Origin of the sequence: Streptomyces sp. NPDC093109 (genome assembly GCF_040701725.1) — a bacterium.
Lineage (GTDB): Bacteria > Actinomycetota > Actinomycetes > Streptomycetales > Streptomycetaceae > Streptomyces.
The window spans coordinates 1-13,690 of sequence record NZ_JBFBEZ010000059.1; the positions used below are offsets into that span (position 1 = coordinate 1).

Consider the following 13,690-nt stretch of genomic DNA (forward strand, 5'->3'; position numbering starts at 1 on the left):
AGCAGATGCCACCTGCCCGCCCACAACCACCGACCCGAAACCGACTCAGGATCAGTCAGAAGATCACTTTCAGACCACGTCGGTGGATCAAGGCTTAGGCATGCCTGGGACTCCCCGGCGCTCACCAACAGCGGGCCTGCAGCATGATCAATCTCAGCGCCAGCCACGGTTCCATGGCGCCAAGGCCCCGCCGTCCGGTCGTTGACGAGGTTGGGTCGGTGGAGGGGACAGCCGGGGCGCAGTGGGGGCGGGCTTCAGGGGGCCCTGGTGCGGGATGCGCTGTCCAGACAGTGATTCGCCGCTACGCTTTGCTTCTGATTGATCACCTTTCGTGTCCGCGGTTTGAGTGCGGCTTCGAGTCGGGAGTTCGTTGTGCTGGTTGATGTCGTGCCGCAGCAGTCGGCGCAGGTCGGTGCGTTCTACGATCGGATGGGTTCGTACTTCGCGACGGTGTACGGCGGGGACAGCAATATCCACTTCGGTTATTGGGACGACGCGCAGGACCTGGCCGAACCGGTGGCGGCGCAGGACCGGTTGACGCGGATGGCGCTGGAGTGGCTGAAGCCGCGTCCGCAGGAGTGGCTGCTGGATGTGGGCTGCGGCAGGGGAGGTCCCGGTCGCCTTGCCGCGCGGGAGAGTGGCTGTTCGGTTGCCGGGGTATCGGTGAGCCGCAGTCAGGTGGACCAGGCGCATGCGGCGGCGCTGGCGGAGGGGTTGGGGGGCCGGGTGCGGGTCCAGCATGCGGACGCGTTGCAACTGCCTTTTCCTGCTGGCTCATTCGGCTCACTGTGGGCACTGGAGTCGGTCTTCCATATGGCCGACCGGGCGAAGGTGTTCACGGAGATGGCGCGGGTGCTGGTTCCCGGCGGCCGGGTCGCGATCACGGACATCGTCCAGATCGGGCCGATGAGTGAGGAGTTGGCCGGGCATCTGACCCGGACGCTGATGTGCGCACCGCTGGCCCGCATCGAGGAGTACGGCGAGGCGGTGGCGGTAGCCGGTCTGCGGGTGGAGCGGGTGCGGGACATCAGCGTGCACTCGCGGCGTTCGGTGGAGCAGATCCACGCCCGGCACCTCGACCACGAGCAGGAGCTTCGCCGGTACTGCGGGGACGAGTTCATCGACGGGCTGCTGGTTGAATGGCCGGTGGTGCTGGAGGCGTTCGGTGAGTCGCTGGGGTATGTGTTCGTCACGGCGGAGAAGCCTGGGGCGGTGTGAGCGCCGGGTGGTGAGCGCTCGGCGCCGTCCGTCGCGTGCGGCGGGCCGGCGCCTAGCATCGGTTCACGGGTGTGCTGTGCAGTGGCGGGCCGCGTCCTGGAGGGTTGTCCACAGGGCGTCGATGTCGTCTTCGGTGGTGTGGATGTTGCCGATGGACACGCGGATCACATAGGTGCCATGCAGGACGGCGTGCGAGAGGCTGGCCCGGCCGCTCTTGTTGACGTGGCTGAGGATTCGGGCGTTGAGCCGGTCGGTGGCTTCGTCGTCGTGGCCGCCGCCGGGCGGGATGTAGCGAAGACACAGCAGCGGCAGGGGCGAGTGGGCGACGATGTCCCAGGCCGGTGTGGCGTCGGCGAGGTCGCGCAGGCGTGCGGCGAGCTCGCGGCTGTGGGCCATGCGGGCGGCGATGCCGGTGCGGCCGAAGGTCCGCAGGGTCCACCAGATCTTCAGGGCGCGGAAGGAGCGCCCGAGTTGGAGGGAGCGGTCCATGAGTTCGGCCTGCCCGCTGTCGGTGCGCAGGATCTCGGGGACGAGGCGGAAGGTGTTGGCGAGGACGCCGGGGTGGCGGCAGTAGAGGGCGCTGGCGTCCATGGGGGTGTAGAGGCACTTCTGCGGGTTGACGACCAGAGAGTCGGCCGCCGACAGGTCCGGGAGGTGGCCGGCCAGCCGGGGCTCGGCGTTCCACAGGGCCCCGTAGGCGCCGTCGACGTGCAGCCAGACGTCGTGGCGGGCGCAGACTGCGGCGAGTTCGGGTACGGGGTCGAAGGCGCCGCTGGGGGTGGTTCCGGCGGTGGCGATGACGGCGACGGGCAGGTGGCCGGTGGCGCGGTCGCGGCGCAGGGCTTCGTCCAGGGTGGCGGGGTCCAGGCGGCGGGTGGGGCCCGTGTTCAGGCGGATCGTGTTGTCGAGGCCGATGCCGAGGGTCATGGCGGCGCGGTCGATGCTGCTGTGGGCCTGGTCGGAGGTGTAGATCCGCAGGCGTCCGATGCCGTGTCCGGTCAGGCCGGTGCGACGCACGTCGTAGGGGGCGAGGGCGCATTCGCGGGCCGCGGTGAGGGCATAGAGGGTGGACAGGGAGGCGGCGGTGGTCAGGACTCCGTCCGCGTCGGTGGGGTATCCGGCGAGTTCGGCAAGCCAGCGCAGGACGACGTCCTCGACCGCGATGACGGCGGGGCCGGCCCGCCACAGCAGGGCATTCACGTTGAGGGCGGCGGTGACGGTCTCGGCCAGGACGGCGGGGCCGCACGAGGAGGTGCTGACGTAGGCGTGGAAGGAGGGGTGGTTCCACAGCGTCAGGTGCGGCAGGACGTTGTGCCAGGTGTCGTCCAGGACGGACGTGAAGTCCTGCGGGTGGTCGGGAAGTCGGGAGTCGATGGCACCCCGGACGGTGTCGGGATGGACATCGGGTTCGACCGGTGTCGAGCGCAGCCGGGCCTGGTGTGCGCACAGCAGGTCCAGGACACGGCGGCCGTTGTCGCGCAGTTCCTCGGGACTCCAGTCCCCCAGCAGGGCGGAACTCGCGGCGTTGGCGCGCGGAGGCGAGAGCGGGGCGGTCATCGCTTGCGTGCCAGGGTCAGGCCGTCGGAGTAGGAGAGCATGACGGCATCGACGCGCTCGTCGCGGTGGACGCGCTCGTTGACGGCCCGCAGGCCCCGGGTGTCGGGGTCCTCGACGGCGGGGTCGGCGACCTTGCCGGACCACAGGACGTTGTCCAGGACGATGAGACCACCCGGGCGCAGGAGGGTGACGGCCTGCTCGTAGTAGCCGGGGTAGTTCGATTTGTCGGCGTCGATGAAGGCCATGTCGAAGGAGCCGGGGCCCAGGTCGCGGATGAGGTCGGCCAGGACGTCGGCGGCCTTGCCGAGGCGGGCGTCGATGCGCTGGTCGACATCCGCGCGCTTCCAGTAGTCGCGGGCGGTGGCGGTCCAGGCGTCGTTGATGTCGATGGTGGTGAGGGTGCCGGTGTCGGGCAGGGCCTGGGCCATGCACAGGGTGCTGTAGCCGGTGAAGGTGCCCACCTCCAGCACGCGGTTCGCGCCGGTCAGCCGCACCAGCAGGGCCAGGAGTTGGCCTTGCTCGGGCAGGACCTGCATGGTCCGTTCGGGCATCCGGTCGGTCTCCAGACGCAGGTCGCGCAAGACCGCCTGGTCGCGCAGGGTGTTGGCGCGGACGTAGTCCAGGACGGTGTCGGTGATGCGCAGGTGCTCGATCATCAGTGGTCCTCGCAGGCGAGAGCAGGGGATGGGGTGGGGAGCAGGCGGACGCGGCTGCGGGCGAGGCGGTCCAGGGTCGTTGCCACCGGCGGCCCGTCGGACTTGACCAGGAGGCTGCCTTCGGTAGGCGCGACGAAGCGGGTGCATACGTACGAGTGGGCCTGGTACAGCGCGGCCCAGGCCGTGCGCAGCGATGCCAGCGGGCCGTGCAGGGGGCCGTCGGCCAGGTCGGCGGTGCGGCCCAGCGCGCGCACCCGGACCAGCAGGTGGGAGTGTTCCCACAGGTCCAGTCCGGTGAGGCCGGGCGGGCTGTGGGGCGGGATCATCCAGATCCGCACGTCCCGCTCGTAGGCTCCCTCGCCGAGGTCTCCGGTCAGGCGCAGGGAAGCTTCGGCGCCTTCGACGAGGACGGTCATGAGCGCCAGCCGCTCGGCCGCAGCCCCGGGGTCGGGGTCTTGCGACGAGCCCAACAGGGCGTCGATGGCACAGGTGAGTCCCTGGATGAGCGCGACGAACGCGTGGTGGCCGCGCAGCCAGCGCCGCAGAGCGGGCGGTTCGGTGCGCCAGGGCTGGACGGTCCCGGGAGGCAGGGGGCGGATGTCCCGGGCGGCGGTCGGCAGTCCGGCCCAGGCGGTCAGCAGAGCTGCGAAGGACCGGGTGAGGGCGTCGATGTCCGCCTGCGCGACCGTGGTTCCGAACTCCAGATCCGCCAGAATCTCCTGGTAGGACTGCAGGACCCCGCGGACCTGCAGTGCGGCACCGTCGTCGTGGGACTGCCCGGCCACGCGGTGGAGCCGGAAGAAGCTGTCGATCGCGCCCTGCCCCGGGGTAGTGACGACGGCACCGACCAGACCGTTCACGACCTCCTGCGCTGGCAACTGCGCGAGAGCCGGAAGCGATTAGCCGACCCGAGTCTGGTGGTCCTGGACACCCAGAGCATCCACGCGGCCGTCGGCGTCCCGGCCGACACGACGGGCAAGGACGCTTCGAAAAAGGTGCCGGGCAGGAAGAGATGCCTGGCCGTGGACGTGTTGGGCCTCGTCGTCGAGGCCGTCGCCCTGTCGGCGTCCGCGCACGACAACGCTGCCGGCATTGCCCTGCTGAACGGCGTGGCCGCGCAGACCGACACGGTGCGCAAGGCCCTGGTCGACCAGGGTTTCAAGAAGAGCGTCGTCGACCACGGCAGGACTCTCGGCATCGATGTTGAGATCGTCGAGCGCAACCCGGCCGAGAAGGGCTTCGTCCCGCAGGCCAAGCGATGGATCGTGGAACAGACGAACGGGATCTTGATGTTCTACCGCCGTCTCGTGCGTGACTACGAACACCGGCTCGCCTCCTCCCGCTCGCGGGTGTTCTGGGCGATGACGTCGGTCATGGCCCGCCGCCTCACCGGCATCACCCTCCCCTCCTGGAGGGGCCCGTGAGTGAGATCCCCCAGGTCGAGGCCGTACTGGCCTACGTCGAGGTCCGCGAGAGGGAAGTCGCCGAGCAGGCCGGACGGCTCCGGGACCAGATCGCCGAACTCACCGCCCACCTCCGCGAGTTCGACGCCGAGAGCGAGAATCTGCAGATCACCCGCAAGACCCTCCCCAGCCTCCCCACACCCACACCCACACCGGCACCGGCACCGGCACCGGCACCGGCACCGGTCGACGATCCACCCCGCGCCGAGGTACCGGAACACCCCGCCTACCAGCAGATCCTCACGGTCCTCGCCGTCACCGGCGGTCCGATGCGGGCCCTCGACATCTGCGAGGCGCTCGACCTGCCGATCCTGCCGAAGAACACCGAGGGCATACGGTCCAAGCTGAAACGCCTGGTAACCCGCGGCATCCTCACCGAGCCCGAGACCGGCTTGTTCACCCAGACCTCATCGCGAATCGGGCATCACGGCGCGAACCGCACTCTCATATGCAGGGCAAGGTGGCGGTTGTCCTGATGTCCCCCTGCCAGCCGGACAGCTTGATACTGGGATGGATGGCCCCGGAGGAAGCAGTCACAGGTAGTGAGCAACAAGAGCAAGCGGGACGCGGTCGTCTTGGCGTTGTCCTCGGAGAAGACGGTCACCGAGGTCGCGCGGGATCTGGGCGTGAGTCTGGAGGGGCTGCGCGGGTGGGTGAAGCAGGCGAAGAACGCGCCTGACACTCCATCAGAACGAGCGTCAGATGAGCGTCACGAGCGTCATTTCAGCGTCAAGATATCGCCCGTAACGCCCACACCGCACCTAATACGCACGGGCAAACCCGCAGGTCAGGCACCCTTCGTAGCCGGTTCGAGGATGGCAACGCACTCCACGTGGTGGGTCATCGGGAACACGTGCAGCCGGGCAGACCGCCCAGATCCCATGACCTCACCCCGCAGAACGACGCACGGACTTACCCGTCCGCACAAAGACGCAGCTCAGCGGACCACAACTCGCCACGATCCGCGGGGCGCCCCGTTCAAGATTTGCAGCGCACGGTCTCGCTCTTCGGAAGGAGACACTCCAGCCGCCGCACGATTTCGTCAAGGTCGTCCCCGATCGGCATCACCGCTCGCCCGCGAGATCAAGATCGCCGCTACGCGCCTCGGCAACGATCTCGACGGGCCGGGGACGGCGCCACGGCTGCGCGATCGGATGGGACACAGCGCGCCACCACGGCTCCTCGGGCACCACCCCCGCCGGCTCGAACGGCTCGCCAGGGCGAGGGGACGCCACCGCCTGGCCGGCCTCCTCAGCCTCGTACCGCGTCCACTCCCCCGGCTCCGCCCACGCGTGCGGAGCCAGGTTGAACGTCCCCCAGTGGATCGGCAGCAGCACCCCGCCCGGACCGCCTCCCTGCAGGTCAAGATGGGCCTGCACTCCCTGGGCGGGCGACATGTGAATGTCTGGCCAGGCTCCAGGCAGCGGCGTATAATCCGTGTGGTTATCGGGCCAGTACTCGCTGTACGCGCCGATCTGGATCATGGTGGCGTCGAACGGGCCGTGCTCGGCGCCGATGTCCCCGAAGCCGGGGAAGTAGCCGGTGTCACCGCTGTGGTAGATACGGTGCTCGGGCCCGGCCACCGCCCAGGACGCCCAGAGGGTGTGCTGCTGGTTGCGCAGCCCGCGCCCGCAGAAGTGCCGGGCGGGGGTGGCGGTGAGCCGGATGCCGGCCACCTCGGTGGACTCGTTCCAGTCGAGCTCGCGCAGCCGGGACGGATCCACGCCCCAGCTCTCCAGATGGGCGCCCACGCCGAGCGGCACGGCGAAGAGGGCGTCGGTGGCGACCAGGGCCTTGATCGTGGGCAGGTCCAGATGGTCGTAGTGGTCGTGGGAGATCACGACGACATCGACGGGGCCGAGCGCGGCGAGCGGTACGGGCACGGGGTGCAGCCGCTTCGGTCCCGCGAAGGCGAACGGCGAACAGCGGTCGCCCCAGACCGGGTCGAAGAGCACCCGCCGGCCGTCGATCTCGGCGAGTACGGTGGAATGCCCCATCCAGGTGAGCCGCAGGCCCGAGGCCGGCGGCGCGGCGAGGTCCGCGAGAGTGGTGGGGTGGACGGGGATGGTGCCGGACGGTGCGCGGCGCTCCCGTGCCTCCTTGCGGAAGTAGACCTTCGCCAGCTCGAGGCCGGAGGCGCCGGACGGTCTGGTCCTGGCACCCACCGGGTTCTGGAACACCCCGTCGGCGAAGTTGGGCGAGGCGTGGATGCGCTCCAGCCTCTTCCCCGCCGAGTCGGCCCCGAAGGCCGCGGGGCGCAGCGAGCGCAGCCGGGAGCGGAGTGGAAGGGGGGAACCAGCGCCTGTCACAGCACCTCCTGGAGGTTCGGTGTCGTCCCATTATGGCCGGGTACGTACCACAGCGCGGGTCGAGTCGATCACACTCGATCGGAAGACGGCCCGCGGTTGCGTACGCCGGTCCAACGTTGTCATTGCCCCGAGGATTCCCGGATACGCTCCCGAAAACCTCTGGGCGTCCCGGGGCCCCGGCCATACTGGGGCGGTCGGACACCAGGCACACCGGAGAGGCAGACCGTGACTCAGCAGCGGACCGTTCAGGCCGATCAGTCCCCGCACGATGTACTGGTGGTCGGGGGCAGCGGGGTGGACACCGTCGTCAGGGTCGACTCGCTGCCCGTACCGCTCGCCGACTCGGTCTCCGTGGGGCCGATCCGGGAGTCGCCCGGGCACACCGGCGGCAATGTGGCGCTCGGCTGCCGGGCCCTCGGCCTGGACGTGAAGTTCCTCGACTACATAGGCGACGACTGGACGGGCGAGCAGGTCCGCGAGCGGCTCACGGCGGGCGGCGTGGACTTCGAGACGCTGGTCTCCCCTGCGGGCACCCGGCGCGCCGTCAATCTCGTGGACCGGACGGGCCGTCGGATGTCCTTCCACGACGCCCGGGACCCGGAGGACCTGCGGATGCCGCGCGAGTTCTATCTGCCGCATCTGCGCCGGACCCGGCATGTCCATCTCTCCCTCACCAACTTCGCCCGGTACCTCTTCGACGACATCGAGGCGCTGGGGGTGCCGGTCTCCACGGATCTGCACGACTGGGACGGACTGTCCGACTATCACCGGGAGTTCGCCTTCCGCGCCGATCTGGTGTTCCTCAGCGCGGCCGGCGCGAAGGAGCGGATCGCCTCGGTGATGCGGGAGATCCTGCGCGAGGGCCGGGCCGAGGCCGTGATAGCGACGGCCGGCGCGGGCGGCTCGTATCTGATGACCCGGGAGGGCGGCCGGTCCCCGCGCCCGGTGCCGGCCACCCCGCCGCCCGGTCCTGTGGTGGACTCCAACGGCGCGGGGGACGCGTACGTCTGCGGCTTCCTGCACGGCCGGCTGGCCGGCCGGAAGCTGGAGGAGTGCGCCCGGCTCGGCGCACTGGCGGGCGCGCACGCCTGTACGGGCGAGGGCAGCGCGTCGCTGATCGGGCCCGACGACCTGCTGGTGGACAGCGTCTGAACGATCCGTGCGGGTCGGGGGCGGCCGACGGGCGTTGTCAGTGGCGCTTGGTAGAACTGCTCCATCAGCCGATCCATCCCACGGCGTCTGGAGCATTCCGCCATGACCATCTCGGACCACCTCCCGGAGCTGCACGGCCTGCCGGTGTACGTGTTTCCCGACGCCGACGCCACCGCCGAAGCGGAGCCGAAGCTTCCGGACGCCGCCTCGGTGGCCTGGCGCATCACGGTCGACTCGTACGACGCGGACGAGACATGGGAGGAGGCGTTCGCCCGCTTCCTCGGCGCCGTCGACACCACGCGGGTACGGGCGCTGATCGTCGGCTCCTGGCCGGACTCCTACGAGTCGGGCCCGGAGGCGGCGATCGACGCGATCATCGCCGCCCGCGGCCGGCTGCCCGCGCTGCGCGCCCTGTTCGTCGGGGACGTCACCGGTGAGGAGTGCGAGATCTCCTGGATCATCCAGGGGCCGGTCGCGCCGCTGCTCGAAGCCTTCCCCGAACTGCTGGAGTTCGGCGTCCGGGGCGGCCAGCAGCTGGTCCTGCCCGCCGTCAGGCACGAGCGGCTGCGCTCGCTCACCATCGAGTCCGGCGGGCTGCCCGCCGAGGTGGTGCGGGGCGTCGCGGCGAGCGACTTCCCCGCGCTGGAGCACCTCGATCTCTGGCTCGGCACCTCGGAGTACGGCGGAACCGCGACAGTGGCCGACCTGGCGCCGATCCTGGCGGGGACGCGGCTGCCCGCGCTGCGCCGGCTGGCCCTGCGCAACAGCGAGACACAGGACGCGATCGCCGTCGCGCTGGCGGACGCCCCGGTGGTGGGGCGCCTGGAGGTCCTCGACCTCTCCATGGGCACGCTCGGGAACGAGGGCGCCCAGGCCCTCCTCGGTGGCCGGCCGCTCACCCATCTGAAGAAGCTCGACCTGCACCACCACTTCATCGGTGAGGAGCTGCGGGAGCGGCTTCTCAGCACGCTCGGCGCGGCCGGAGTGGAGGTCGACCTCTCCGAGGCCGAGGAACCGGAGGACTGGGGCGGCGAGAAGCACTACTACGTCGCGGTGGCCGAGTAACCGATGCGCCCCTTCCCCGGCGGCCGGGACCGCGAGCCGCGGCTGACCGTCGTCGGCGTCCCGGGCAACCGCCGTACGACGCTGTTCCAGGACGCCGTCCGGGCCGCCGGGCTGCCGCCCGCCCGCGAGGTCTCCTGGCTCGACGTGCTGCACGGCCGGGCGGGCTTCGGGCCCGGCGAGACCGTACGGCTCGACTCGCCGGGCGAGGACCCCGAGGTGGACCGGCTGCTGCGCGGTGCCGAGGATCCCGCCAGGGTCGAGGGCACCGCTCTCTGGTACGCGCGGTTCACGGCCGCCGCCCGGGGTCTCGGCGAGCGGGCCCGCGCCGCCGGGGCCGAGCTGCTCGACGACCCCGCCGAGCTGGCGGTGCTCTTCGACAAGCGGCTCTGCCACGGTGTCCTGGACGCGGCGGGGGTACGGGTCCCCGCGTCGCCCACCTCGGGCACCGGCGCGCCGGCCGTCTCCGGCTGGGACGACGTACGGACCCTGCTGGCCGCCGGCGGGCTGCGCCGGGCGTTCGTCAAACCGGCCCACGGCTCATCGGCCTCCGGGGTCCTCGCGCTGGAGACGGCGGGCCCCGGCCGGGTGCGGGCCACCACCTCCGTCGAGCGCGACGTGTCGGGCCGGCTCTTCAACTCGCTGCGAGTACGGACGTACACGACCGAGCGCGAGGTGGCTGCGATCGTGGACACCCTCGCGCCCGACGGACTGCATATCGAGCAGTGGGTGCCCAAGTCCGCCCAGGCGGGCCGGGCGGCCGATCTGCGGGTGGTGGTGGTCGCGGGCCGGGCCACCCACGCCGTCGTACGCACCAGCCGCTCCCCCCTGACCAATCTCCATCTCGGCGGGGCCCGCGGTGATCTCGACGCGGCCCGCGCCGCGATCGGGGCGGCCGGTGGCAGCTGGGCCGGGGCGCTGGACCTCTGCGAGCGCGCGGCGGCCTGTTTCCCTGACACCCACTGTGTGGGCGTCGATCTGCTGCCCGCCGGGGGCTGGCGGCGGTTCGCCATCTGCGAGGTCAACGCCTTCGGCGATCTGCTGCCCCGGCTCACCGGGCTGCCGGGCACGGCGGCCGAGGGGATGGACACGTACGCGGCGCAGCTCGCCGCGCTCCCCGGCCGGGCGGCCCGGACGCGGACACAGACTCGGACGCGGACGCAGACGCAGACTCGTACGCGACGACCGACGGAGGACCGCCGTGCCCGCACCTGACATGAACGAGGTCGTCGGGCGGGACGATCTGCTGCTCGTCACCCTCGACACCCTGCGCTTCGACGTCGCCGAGGAGCTGGCCGCCGCGGGCCGGATCCCGCATCTGGCCCGCCATCTGCCCGGTGGCCGCTGGGAGAAGCGGCACGCGCCGGGCAGCTTCACCTACGCCTCCCACCAGGCGGTCTTCGCGGGGTTCCTGCCCACGCCCGCGGCGCAGGGACCGCACCCGCGGCTGTTCGCCGCGCGCTTCGGCGGCAGCGAGTCCACGGCGGAGCGCACCTTCGTCTTCGACACCCCCGATCTGGTCTCCGGCCTCGCGGCGGCCGGGTACCGCACGGTGTGCGTCGGCGGGGTCGGCTTCTTCAACAAGCGGGGACCGCTCGGCTCCGTTCTGCCCGGGATGTTCCAGGAGAGCCACTGGGAGCCGGAGTTCGGGGTCACCTCACCCACCTCCTTCGCGTCCCAGACCGACCGCGCGGAGCAGGTGATCGCCGGGCTCGATCCCGAGCGGCGGCTCTTCCTCTTCGTCAACGTCTCCGCACTGCACCAGCCCAACTGGTTCCATCTGCCCGGCGCCACCCGGGAGGCCGGCGACTCGCGCGCCACGCACGCCGCCGCGCTCGAATACATCGACCGGCACATCGGCCGGCTCTTCGCTGCCGCGAGCAGCAGGCGCCGCTGCTTCGCGATCGTCTGCTCCGACCACGGCACCGCCTACGGCGACGACGGCTGGACCGGCCACCGGCTGGGCCACGAATCCGTCTGGACCGTGCCGTACGCCCACTTCTTCCTGGACCCCGGGACCACTCCATGAGCACAGCACCGGCGACCGCGCCCGCCGCGGTCCGTCCGTACGAGAGCTACGTCTACGCCTATCCGCACAAGACGGCCTACCGTCCGCTGCCGGACCGGCCCGCGCTGCGCGCGCTCTGGGCCGGGGAGCGCAAGGACGCCCTCTCGCTCTATCTGCACATCCCGTTCTGCGAGGTCCGCTGCGGTTTCTGCAATCTCTTCACCCGGATCGGCGCGCCCGGCGAGCTGACGACGCGCTATCTCGACGCCCTCGGCCGGCAGGCGACCGCCGTCCGCGAGGCGCTGGGGGACGAAGGACCCGTGCGGTTCGCCGCCGCGGCCTTCGGCGGCGGCACACCGACCTTCCTCACCGCCGGGGAGCTGGACCGGCTGTGCGACATCGCGGAGACCGGCGCGGGCGCCGATCTGCGGGCCGTGCCGCTCTCCGTCGAGACCTCCCCCGCCACGGCCACCGCCGACCGGCTCGCCGTCCTCGCCGGCCGCGGCGCCACCCGGCTGAGCATCGGCGTCCAGAGCTTCGTCGAGGAGGAGGCGCGGGCGGCCGTACGTCCGCAGCGGCGCGCCGATGTCGAGGCGGCGCTCGGCCGGATCCGCGACGCGGGCGTCCCCGTCCTCAACATCGACCTCATCTACGGCATCGACGGCCAGACCGCGGCGAGCTGGCGCCACTCGCTGGACGCCGCGCTGGCCTGGCGCCCCGAGGAGCTGTATCTCTACCCGCTGTACGTACGCCCGCTCACCGGCCTCGGCAGGCTCGGCGCGAACGGTGACGCCGCGTGGGACGACCAGCGGCTGCGGCTCTACCGGCAGGGCCGGGACCACCTCCTCGCCCAGGGGTACGAGCAGCGGTCCATGCGGCTGTTCCGGCGCCCCGACGCGCCCGCCGCGGGCGCGGACGACTACGCCTGCCAGACCGACGGCATGATCGGCCTGGGCTGCGGGGCCCGTTCGTACACCTCCACGCTCCACTACTCCTTCGACTACGCCGTCGACATGCGCGAGATACGGTCCATCATCGACGCGTACACCACGACGGAGGACTTCTCGCGCGCGGAGGTCGGCCGCCGGGTCGACGGGGAGGAGGCGCGCCGCCGCCATCTGCTCCAGTCGCTGCTCCAGGCGCCGGGGATGGAGGTGGCCGGCTACCGCGAGCGGTTCGGCCGGGGGCCCACGGAGGACTTCCCGGCCGAGCTGGCCCGGTTCGCGGCGCTGGGCTGGCTGGACGCGGCGGCGGGCCCCGGCCTGCTGCGGCTGTCCCCCGAGGGGCTGGCCCACTCGGACGCGCTGGGCCCGGCCCTCTTCTCCCCCGCCGTACGGGCCGCCATGGCCGCGTATCTGCCGAAGTGAGGCTCCTGTGGACCTGACGATCCTCTACCGCGGCCCGCTCGCCTCCTGCGACTACGACTGCCCGTACTGCCCGTTCGCGAAGCGGCGGGACAGCGGAGACCAGCTGCGCGCCGACCGGGCCGCGCTGGAGCGGTTCGCCGGCTGGGCCGCGCGTCCGGCGGACGACGGGCCGGCGGACGACCGGCTGTCGGTGCTGTTCACACCCTGGGGCGAGGGCCTGACGCGGTCCTGGTACCGGCGGACGCTGGTCGGTCTCTCACACCTGCCGCACATCCGCCGGGTGGCGATCCAGACGAATCTGAGCTGCCGCACCGGCTGGCTGGCGGACGCGGACCCGGCGAAGCTCGCGCTGTGGTGCACGTACCACCCCGGGCAGACGCCGTACGACCGCTTTCTGGCGAAGGCCCACGAGCTGACGGCGCTCGGCATCCGGTTCAGCGTGGGCGTCGTCGGTCTCGACGACCATCTGGAGCAGGCCCGCCGGCTCCGCGCCGAGCTGCCCGCGCACGTCTATCTCTGGGTCAACGCGGCGGACGGGCACCGCTACACGGACGAGGAGGCCGCGCGCTGGACGGATCTTGACCCGCTCTTCCCCTACAGCCGCGATCCGCACCGTTCGGCCGGGCTGCCCTGCCGCACGGGCGAGTCGGTGATCTCGGTGGACGGCGAGGGCACCGTACGGCGCTGCCACTTCGTCCCGGCCGAGCTGGGCAATCTGTACGACGGCTCCTACCGGCGGGCCCTCGCGCCGCGGGCCTGCCCGCTCGCGGTCTGCGACTGCCACATCGGCTATGTCCATCTGGAGACGCTGCCGCTGTACGACGTCTTCGCGGGCGGTGTCCTGGAGCGGATACCGGCCGGGCCTCTCCCGGCGCGGGTCCCGGCGGGCGGGTAGCGC

Annotated in this window: 12 protein-coding genes and 2 pseudogenes; 10 read left to right on the top strand and 4 right to left on the bottom strand. The window is 71.5% G+C overall.

Going from position 1 to position 13,690, the window contains the following annotated elements; genetic code table 11:
- The first annotated feature begins 318 nt into the window (after positions 1-318).
- Positions 319-1,218, top strand: coding sequence for a methyltransferase domain-containing protein (locus tag AB0389_RS34460; protein ID WP_366399500.1), 900 nt, complete (start codon positions 319-321; stop codon positions 1,216-1,218).
- Positions 1,219-1,281: 63 nt separating this feature from the next.
- Here AB0389_RS34460 and AB0389_RS34465 read toward each other — a convergent pair whose 3' ends face one another.
- From AB0389_RS34465 to AB0389_RS34475, 3 genes are read right to left on the bottom strand one after another with little or no spacing between them, the layout of a single operon-like run.
- Complete coding sequence (locus AB0389_RS34465; RefSeq protein WP_366399501.1) at positions 1,282-2,775, bottom strand: pyridoxal-dependent decarboxylase; 1,494 nt, start codon at positions 2,773-2,775, stop codon at positions 1,282-1,284.
- Positions 2,772-3,431: a class I SAM-dependent methyltransferase gene (locus AB0389_RS34470; protein ID WP_366399502.1), complete on the bottom strand. Its 660-nt coding sequence runs from the start codon at positions 3,429-3,431 to the stop codon at positions 2,772-2,774. The genes AB0389_RS34465 and AB0389_RS34470 overlap by 4 nt, the downstream gene beginning before the upstream one ends.
- Positions 3,431-4,291 carry a hypothetical protein gene (locus tag AB0389_RS34475; protein WP_366399536.1) on the bottom strand — a complete coding sequence of 287 codons (861 nt, stop codon included), beginning with the start codon at positions 4,289-4,291 and terminating at the stop codon, positions 3,431-3,433. Before AB0389_RS34475 ends, AB0389_RS34470 begins: the two co-directional genes overlap by 1 nt.
- Between AB0389_RS34475 and AB0389_RS34480 the strand changes: the two are divergent.
- From AB0389_RS34480 to AB0389_RS34490, 3 genes and pseudogenes are all read left to right on the top strand, one after another.
- Positions 4,265-4,855: pseudogene (locus AB0389_RS34480) on the top strand (transposase); the annotation flags it as partial. The gene AB0389_RS34475 and the pseudogene AB0389_RS34480 sit on opposite strands and share 27 nt — an antisense overlap.
- Entirely contained in the window at positions 4,852-5,370 is a 519-nt protein-coding gene (locus AB0389_RS34485) for a hypothetical protein (RefSeq protein WP_366399503.1), read from the top strand. The pseudogene AB0389_RS34480 and the gene AB0389_RS34485, both read left to right, overlap by 4 nt.
- 66 nt (positions 5,371-5,436) lie before the next feature.
- A pseudogene (locus tag AB0389_RS34490) lies at positions 5,437-5,595 on the top strand (transposase); the annotation flags it as partial.
- Between the two features lie 363 nt (positions 5,596-5,958).
- On the opposite strand, the gene AB0389_RS34495 reads toward AB0389_RS34490, so the two are convergent.
- Complete coding sequence (locus AB0389_RS34495) at positions 5,959-7,203, bottom strand: MBL fold metallo-hydrolase (RefSeq protein ID WP_366399504.1); 1,245 nt, start codon at positions 7,201-7,203, stop codon at positions 5,959-5,961.
- 273 nt (positions 7,204-7,476) lie between these two features.
- On the opposite strand from AB0389_RS34495, the gene AB0389_RS34500 reads away from it, so the two are divergent.
- The 6 genes from AB0389_RS34500 to AB0389_RS34525 all read left to right on the top strand — a co-directional run bounded on the left by AB0389_RS34500 (position 7,477) and on the right by AB0389_RS34525 (position 13,687).
- Positions 7,477-8,355, top strand: a complete 879-nt coding sequence (locus AB0389_RS34500; RefSeq protein WP_366399530.1) for a carbohydrate kinase family protein — start codon at positions 7,477-7,479, stop codon at positions 8,353-8,355.
- 102 nt (positions 8,356-8,457) lie between these two features.
- Positions 8,458-9,420 carry an STM4015 family protein gene (locus AB0389_RS34505; protein ID WP_366399505.1) on the top strand — a complete coding sequence of 321 codons (963 nt, stop codon included), beginning with the start codon at positions 8,458-8,460 and terminating at the stop codon, positions 9,418-9,420.
- A 3-nt stretch (positions 9,421-9,423) separates the two neighbouring features.
- Positions 9,424-10,632, top strand: a complete 1,209-nt coding sequence (locus AB0389_RS34510; RefSeq protein ID WP_366399506.1) for an STM4014 family protein — start codon at positions 9,424-9,426, stop codon at positions 10,630-10,632.
- A 1-nt stretch (position 10,633) separates the two neighbouring features.
- Positions 10,634-11,446 carry an STM4013/SEN3800 family hydrolase gene (locus AB0389_RS34515; protein ID WP_366399531.1) on the top strand — a complete coding sequence of 271 codons (813 nt, stop codon included), beginning with the start codon at positions 10,634-10,636 and terminating at the stop codon, positions 11,444-11,446.
- Positions 11,443-12,792, top strand: coding sequence for an STM4012 family radical SAM protein (locus AB0389_RS34520; protein ID WP_366399507.1), 1,350 nt, complete (start codon positions 11,443-11,445; stop codon positions 12,790-12,792). Before AB0389_RS34515 ends, AB0389_RS34520 begins: the two co-directional genes overlap by 4 nt.
- 7 nt (positions 12,793-12,799) lie before the next feature.
- Positions 12,800-13,687, top strand: a complete 888-nt coding sequence (locus tag AB0389_RS34525) for an STM4011 family radical SAM protein (protein WP_366399508.1) — start codon at positions 12,800-12,802, stop codon at positions 13,685-13,687.
- Positions 13,688-13,690: the final 3 nt, after the last annotated feature.

Excerpts from the sequence above, each read along its gene's own strand:
- AB0389_RS34505 (WP_366399505.1), top strand. The coding sequence starts at position 8,458 with ATGACCATCTCGGACCACCTCCCGGAGCTGCACGGCCTGCCGGTGTAC.
- AB0389_RS34465 (WP_366399501.1), bottom strand. The coding sequence starts at position 2,775 with ATGACCGCCCCGCTCTCGCCTCCGCGCGCCAACGCCGCGAGTTCCGCC.
- AB0389_RS34515 (WP_366399531.1), top strand. The coding sequence starts at position 10,634 with ATGAACGAGGTCGTCGGGCGGGACGATCTGCTGCTCGTCACCCTCGAC.
- AB0389_RS34510 (WP_366399506.1), top strand. The coding sequence starts at position 9,424 with ATGCGCCCCTTCCCCGGCGGCCGGGACCGCGAGCCGCGGCTGACCGTC.
- AB0389_RS34470 (WP_366399502.1), bottom strand. The coding sequence starts at position 3,431 with ATGATCGAGCACCTGCGCATCACCGACACCGTCCTGGACTACGTCCGC.
- AB0389_RS34520 (WP_366399507.1), top strand. The coding sequence starts at position 11,443 with ATGAGCACAGCACCGGCGACCGCGCCCGCCGCGGTCCGTCCGTACGAG.